Origin of the sequence: Nannocystis sp., assembly GCF_016714285.1 — a bacterium.
Lineage (GTDB): Bacteria > Myxococcota_A > Polyangia > Nannocystales > Nannocystaceae > Nannocystis.
Window position 1 is genome coordinate 77,472 of sequence record NZ_JADJNN010000039.1, and the last position, 6,258, is coordinate 83,729.

At 73.8% G+C, this 6,258-nt stretch carries 7 protein-coding genes; 6 read left to right on the forward strand and 1 reads right to left on the reverse strand.

Annotated features, from left to right (window positions below; translation table 11 throughout):
- Positions 1-3: 3 nt before the first annotated feature.
- Positions 4-660, forward strand: a complete 657-nt coding sequence (locus IPJ59_RS35850) for a DUF1707 SHOCT-like domain-containing protein (RefSeq protein ID WP_293260352.1) — start codon at positions 4-6, stop codon at positions 658-660.
- A 53-nt stretch (positions 661-713) separates the two neighbouring features.
- Here the strand turns inward: IPJ59_RS35850 and IPJ59_RS35855 are convergent, their stop codons facing one another.
- Positions 714-1,604: an ATP-grasp domain-containing protein gene (locus tag IPJ59_RS35855; protein ID WP_293260355.1), complete on the reverse strand. Its 891-nt coding sequence runs from the start codon at positions 1,602-1,604 to the stop codon at positions 714-716.
- A gap of 282 nt (positions 1,605-1,886) precedes the next feature.
- Between IPJ59_RS35855 and IPJ59_RS35860 the strand changes: the two genes are divergently transcribed.
- The 5 genes from IPJ59_RS35860 to IPJ59_RS35875 all read left to right on the forward strand — a co-directional run bounded on the left by IPJ59_RS35860 (position 1,887) and on the right by IPJ59_RS35875 (position 6,084).
- The gene (locus tag IPJ59_RS35860; protein WP_293275683.1) at positions 1,887-2,918 is read left to right on the forward strand and encodes a winged helix-turn-helix domain-containing protein; all 1,032 of its coding nucleotides are present in this window, start codon (positions 1,887-1,889) and stop codon (positions 2,916-2,918) included.
- Positions 2,897-3,631 carry a hypothetical protein gene (locus IPJ59_RS35865; protein WP_293275684.1) on the forward strand — a complete coding sequence of 245 codons (735 nt, stop codon included), beginning with the start codon at positions 2,897-2,899 and terminating at the stop codon, positions 3,629-3,631. The genes IPJ59_RS35860 and IPJ59_RS35865 overlap by 22 nt, the downstream gene beginning before the upstream one ends.
- A 142-nt stretch (positions 3,632-3,773) precedes the next feature.
- Entirely contained in the window at positions 3,774-4,598 is an 825-nt protein-coding gene (locus IPJ59_RS38780) for a lipoyl protein ligase domain-containing protein (RefSeq protein ID WP_463673392.1), read from the forward strand.
- On the forward strand, positions 4,508-5,410 hold the full coding sequence (locus tag IPJ59_RS35870; protein ID WP_293275685.1) for a hypothetical protein: 903 nt from the start codon (positions 4,508-4,510) through the stop codon (positions 5,408-5,410). Before IPJ59_RS38780 ends, IPJ59_RS35870 begins: the two co-directional genes overlap by 91 nt.
- Positions 5,411-5,466: 56 nt before the next feature.
- Positions 5,467-6,084 (forward strand): hypothetical protein, encoded by a 618-nt coding sequence (locus IPJ59_RS35875; RefSeq protein ID WP_293275686.1) that lies wholly within the window; start codon positions 5,467-5,469, stop codon positions 6,082-6,084.
- The last annotated feature ends 174 nt before the right edge of the window (positions 6,085-6,258 follow it).

Here is a 6,258-nt window from a genome sequence, read left to right on the forward strand (position 1 = left end):
GCTGTGCGCGAGAGTCCGGCCGAGGCGCTGCGGCGGGAGCGGGAGCAGGCGCGGCGCCTGCTGGGCGACGGCTACGCGGACGACCACATCGACCAGGACGAGCTGGATCGCCGGCTCGAGCGGGTCGAGCACGCGGAGACGATCGCGGAGCTGCACGGGCTGACGGCCGAGCTGCGGCCGGTCGCGGTGAGCACGGCGCTGGTGCCGGTGGAGCCCGAGGCGGCGCAGCGGATCCCGGTGCTGTTTGGGTCGGTGGAGCGGGTGGGGGCCTGGCGCGTGGCCCCGCGGACCTGCGTGCGGGTGATCTTCGGCGCTGCGCTGCTCGACCTGCGGCAGGCGATCTTGCCGGCAGAGGCGACGGAGCTCGAGCTCGAGGTGAACGTCGTGTGCGGCAGCCTCGAGGTGATCGTGCCGCCGGGGTGGCAGATCGACAACCGCTGCGGGGCGGTGCTGGCGGCGGTCGAGCAGGACGAGGGGCACGTGACGCCGGCCGACGAGCGGCGGGTGCTGCGGGTGACCGGGAGGGTGCTGCTCGGCAGCTTCAGCGTGTTCGAGCGGCTGCCGGGCGAGCGCGCTGGCCAGGCCCGTCGGCGCCGGCGGCAGGAGCAGAAGGCGCTCGGCGAGCGGGCGACGCGGGCGCTCGGGCGCGGCGAGGACTAGGCGAGCTGTCGCGGGGGACAGGTCGCGGGGGACAGGTCGCGGGGGACAGGTCGTTACTGGAGGACGGCCTCGCTGAGCGTGGGCGTGGGCGCGGTGAGGCGGGGGGTCGCGGGGACGGTGGGGCGGCGCTTGGTGGGGCGGACCGGGTCGACGAGGTCGTGGACGATCGCGGCGACCAGCTGCTCGTAGCGGAGGCCGGCGGCGTGGGCGACCTTGGCGACGACGCCGGCGCGGTGCAGCGGGGGGAGCGGCTCGACCTCGAGGATGACCTCGTTGTGGCGCTCGTGGAGGAGGAGGTCGACGCGGGCGGTGCCGCGGGTGAGGCCGAGGGCGGCGACGGCGTGGGTGGCGAGGTTGTCGATGCCGTGACGGCGGCTGCGGGACAGGCTCGGGGGGCAGACCATGGCGCAGATCTGCCCGGCGGGGTCACGATCGACCTCCATGGCGCCCAGGACCTTGCCGTCGAGGAGGACGACCTGGATCTCGCGGCCGGTGACGGCGCGCTCGAGCAGCCAGGTGCCGGTCCGGTGCTCGTCGGCGGCGTCAGCGACGGCGGCGGCGTCGGCGAGGTGACGCACGCCCTGGCCGTGGCAGCCGTGGCGGGGCTTGAGCACGCAGGGCCAGCCGAGCAGGCCGAGGGCATGCCGGGTGGGGGGCTCGGCGCCCCCGAGGGCGACGGTGGCGGGGACGGGGAGGCTGTGGAAGCCGAGGATCTGGCGGGACCGGAGCTTGTCGTGGGCGAGGGCGACGGTCGCGGCGGAGGGACCGGCGAACGGGATCCCGCGCAGGCCGAGGAGGCCCTGGAGCTCGCCGCTGGCCCCCACGGCGCCGTGGGCGGCGATCAGGCAGGCCGAGACGCGGGCGGCGCGGAGCTTGAGGTCGAGGTCGTCGTCGGCGCCTAGAAGGATGGCGGTGTGGCCGAGGCGCTGGAGGGCGGCCTGCAAATCTTGGCCACTTTGGGCGTCGATTTGGCTATCATCCGCGGCGGTGGAGGTCGGGCCGCGTGCGGCCGGGTCGCCATCTACGGCGGAGGCTACGGCTGAGGCCACGGCCACGGCCGGGGCCTGGACGAGAACGCCAAAGTTGTGCGTGCGCATGACTTCAAGGCCGCTAGCAGACCGGGCCCCGCCTCGGCAAATTTTCGGACTTTTTCCCCTCCTGGCCTCAGCTCTCCCCCTTCGCCCTCCTCGCTGGTGCGCGCGGGGAGGGGTGCCTGCACAAGCAACATGACCTTCCTCGAAGCTGCGATCGAAGTCCTCCGCCACGAGCCCGAGCCGCTGCACTTCGCAGAGATCGCCAAGCGTGCGGTCCAGCGAAACCTGCTGTCGCATGTCGGGCGCGACCCCGAGGCCGCGATGCGCACCTGCCTTAACTCGGCGGTGCGCGGCGACCAGGCGATCCTCACCCGCAACAAGCCCGGATACTACGCGCTCACGCCGGGTATCGAGCTGCCGCCGCCCGCGGCTGCGCCGGCGTCGGCCCAGCCAGTGGCTGTGGTGGCCCCCGTGGCGGCTGCGGTCGTGGTGAAAAATACCAGCGATGTCGTGGTGTCGACGGTGGTCCGTGAAACCGTCACTGCGGCGGAGCCCGGGGCGCCTGATGCGGATGCCGCGGATGCCGCGGATGCCGCGGATGCCGAGGAGGCCAGTGAGGCCGAGGAGGAAGGCGGCGGCGAGGATGGTGGCGGTCGCGAGGGCGGTCGGCGCAAGCGTCGGCGCAACCGCTTTGGTGTGCGTGGTGAAGCGCCGCCGCCCCAGCTGGTGGCGGTCAAGCCGTCGCGCCGCGGGGCCGATGCCAGCAAGCGCAGCGAGGTGCTGCAGAAGGTGCATCAGCTCGAGTTCGAGGCGCCCCGCGGGGCCGGTCTCGACGGGGTCACCGATGTCGCCCTGGTGATGGCGAACGCGATGTCGCGGCTGGCCGAGGAGCGTCCGGATTGCGGAGTGAATTCGAGAGCATGCAGCGTGGTCCTTCAACCAACTCGGGGCCGGCCCCGGAGGTCCGTAACATGCCGCGGCGGATGCCGCCCAGGGCTGGCTCGGGCGGGCCACCGGTGCATGGCAACGGCGGCAACGCGAACAGCAACAGCGGGAACAACAGCGGGAACAGCAGCGCGAACGGCAGCAACGGGCTCGACGAGGACGAGCGCGGCGGGCGTCGGCGTCGGCGTCGGCGCAAGCGCGGGCGTCGGGTCGAGTGGACGAACGAGGGCGGCGGCGACAGCCGGGCCGGCGGCGAGATGCAGGCCCAGGGCCTGCTGAGCCAGGTCGCTGCGGTGCTGGCGGATGCCGGCCCGCGCTCGCTGCACATCCGCCAGATCGCCGAGAACCTCGCGGGCCAGAACGTGCTCGGCGGGGAGATCTCGGAGATCGAGCGGGCGGTCACGGCGGGGGTGTTGCTCGACATCCGCAAGCTCGGGCGGGCGTCTCGCTTCGTGGCCCGGGGCGATGCCCGGTATCAGCTCCAGACCTCGCGGCTGCCGGGGCCGGCGGCCGCGGCCGAGCAGAGCTTGCGGGTCGCGGCGGATCTCCTTGACGGCGAAACGACCAATCAACTTGTGCAGTGGTTGCAAGCGCTTGGGCCGCGATCTCTCGAAGCGCTGGCACGTATTTACCTCGAGCGCGAGGGCTTCAGCCTGGTGACCACGCTGCCGCCGGTCCGCGGGGTCGGCAAGCTGGTGGTGCAGGACCCGGAGGCCGAGGAGGAGGAGGGTCGGGTGTTGGTGCTGGTGCTGCCGCGCAAGGCCGGGCTCGACGCGAGCAATTGGGCCGGCGACAGCGAGCGCAACAGCTGCGGCGGGCACCTGGTGTTCGCGATGGGCGAGGCGCCGGACCTCGCCGAGCAGCGCACGGTCGGTCCGCATGAGTTCGCGCGCTGGCTGCGGACCCAGGGGATCGGTGTGACCACCCTGGCGATCGAGGTGACCGTGCTCGACCCCACCGTGATCGAGTCGATCGGTGGCCTCGACACCTGAGGGCGACGGGTCGCCGCCGGAGCTGGCGGTGACCTCGACACCCGAGACGGCGGCGCCAGCGCCGGTGGCCTCGACACCTGAGGGCGCCGCCTCGCCGCCGGAGCTGGCGGCGACCTGGCTGGGTCGTCGCGACTTCGCGGAGGTGCTGGCCATGCAGTTGGCGCTGCGGGAGCAGGTGATCGCGGGGGCGACGCCGACCTTGCTGTTGGTCGAGCACCCGCCGGTACTGACGCTCGGGCCGCGCGCGAGCGAGGGCGACGTGCTGTGGGACGAGGCCCGGCGGGCGGCGATCGGGATGACGGTGGTCCGGACCCCGCGGGGCGGTGAGGTGACGCTGCACGCGCCGGGACAGCTCGTCGTGTACACGGTGGTGCCGATCGGGCGGAAGATCCGCGAGCACATCGTCCGCCTCGGGGAGGTCGGGGTCTCGCTGTATGCCGAGCTCGGGGTGGCAGGTTGCGAGTTTCGTATGGCCCACCCGGGGGTCTGGCTGGGGGAGCGCAAGCTGGCGTCGATCGGGCTGCACATCAGCCGCGGGGTGGCCGTGCAGGGGGATCGCGCTCAACCTCGATGTCGACCCGGGGCTGTTCGCGGCCCTGGTGTCGTGCGGGCTGCGGGGGGTCGAGGTGACCAGCGCGCGGGCCGTCGGGGGCCAGGCGATCACGGTCGAGGCGGCGGCTCGGCGCTATGCGTCGCTGTTCGCGGCGTCGGCCGGTTATGCGCTCGCGTGGCGCTAGCTCGCGGCTGGCGTGGTTGGGTGCGCGGCGGGTTTACGATGGTCACTGAGAGGCAGTGTGGTTGGGTGCGCGGCGGGCTTGCGATGGCAGCCGGTGCAGGTGTGGTTGCTGGCGCGGCGAGTTTGCTATGGTCGGGGCGATGCGCCGACTTGCGATGGCCATGGGGCTCGCGCTTTGCCTCGCCTGCGGGGTGGAGTCGGGGCGCGCGGCGGTGGCGATCGATCGGGTGACGGCGACCAGCCCGGAGCTCGAGGCGATGCTGACGACCGCGGTCGGCGAGGCGCTGGCGGACAGCCCGGACTTCGCGGTCGGGGGCGGGCGCTTCGCCGGGGCGCTGCGCCTGGTCGGGTGGGTCTCGGCGTCGGACCAGGGCGGGCGGCCCTCCCGACCTGGGGCTGGCGGGGCTGGCGGGGCGAGGCCGGCGGCGCTGTTCCTCTATCTCGAGCTCGAGGTGCCGGCGGCGCTGCGGCGCCACTTCGATGTCCCGGCGATCACGGCGCGGGCGCAGCTGGACGGGCCGGTGCCGTCGCAGGCGGGGTTGCTGGCGGCCGCGACGACGGCGCTGGGGGTGCTGGCGCTGCGCTTTGCGCTGGCCGGGGGCGACGCGCAGGCGGCGATGCTGCTGCTGCGAGCGGACGACCCGGAGCTGGTGCTGCTGGCGCTCGAGTGGACGCGCGATCATCCGAGCCCGCTGCTGGCCGACGCGGTGGCGGAGCAGGTCGGGAACGCGGACCTGCAGGTGGTCCGCCTGGCGCTGGAGGTGCTGACGCAGGTCGGTGATGGGCGGCACGCGTCGGCGGTGGTGCGTCGGGTGGAGCGCTGGCCGGCGCTGGCGCGCGAGGGCTACACGACCCTGGCGGTGCTGGGGGGCCCGGACGCGGTCGGTTTTCTCCGCTTCGCGGCGAGCAACGAGGACGACCTGGAGCTGCAGCGCGAGGCGGAGCGTGCGCTGAGCGCGGCGCTGGTGGGTACGGGAGAGCGTGTCGCTTCTCGGCCGCATGGTGTAGATCTTCCGAGGGTGGCGCGAGGACACCGGCAATGAGGCTTCGTTCACGGGTTGCGATCGCGGGGGTGCTGGCTGGGCTCTGTCCTGGCGCCGTGCATGCGGCGCCGGTGCCGGATCCGTCGCTGCCGATCACACCGGCGGTGGCGCCCGAGGAGGTCGCGCCGGTGGTGACCCCAGCGGTCGGTGGCGGTGGCGAGACGCTGCCCGAGCCGAGGCCGCCGGTGCCGACGCCGACGCCCGCGCCCTACGCCGGGGTTCGCAGTCCGACCGCGCCGCCGACTGCTCCGGGTGCGCCGCCGACTGCTCCCGGTGCGCAGCTGGGGCCGCCGCCGGGGACCGCCGGGCCGCAGCCGTATCCGACGCCGGGCGCCGAGCCGCGGCCAGGGGTCGACCTCGGGGGCATGTCGGTCACGCCCTTGCCACCGCCGCCTGCCGCGCTCGATCCACAGACGATCCGCCGTCAGCCGTGGCGCGGTCGCTACTGGTTTGGTCTGCGGGTCGGTCTCACTGGGCCCCTCGGGGGTGAGCGGCCGGCGGCGCCCTCGGTGCTCAGTTTGCTGGGTGGGGCTGACATCGGCTGGCGGGTCGGCAACGTGCTCGGGCTCGGCATGGGCATCTCGGGGAACATCCAGAATCGGGTGCGCCTGACCGTGACGGACCCCTACACCGGCAGCCAGGTCCAGCAGACCCACAACGGGCGGATGCTGTAGCCGGGACGCGTTGTTCGTCCGCCTGCACCTGCCGCCTCAAGAGCGCTTCCAGCCGTACGCCGACCTCGGCGGCGGTCTGGCCGGCTGGCGCGGGGGCGAGGCGGCGCAGCTACGGGGGCAGATGCGGGCGGCGGACGGCATCGAGGGGTGGTGTCGAGCACGGTGACGATGGGC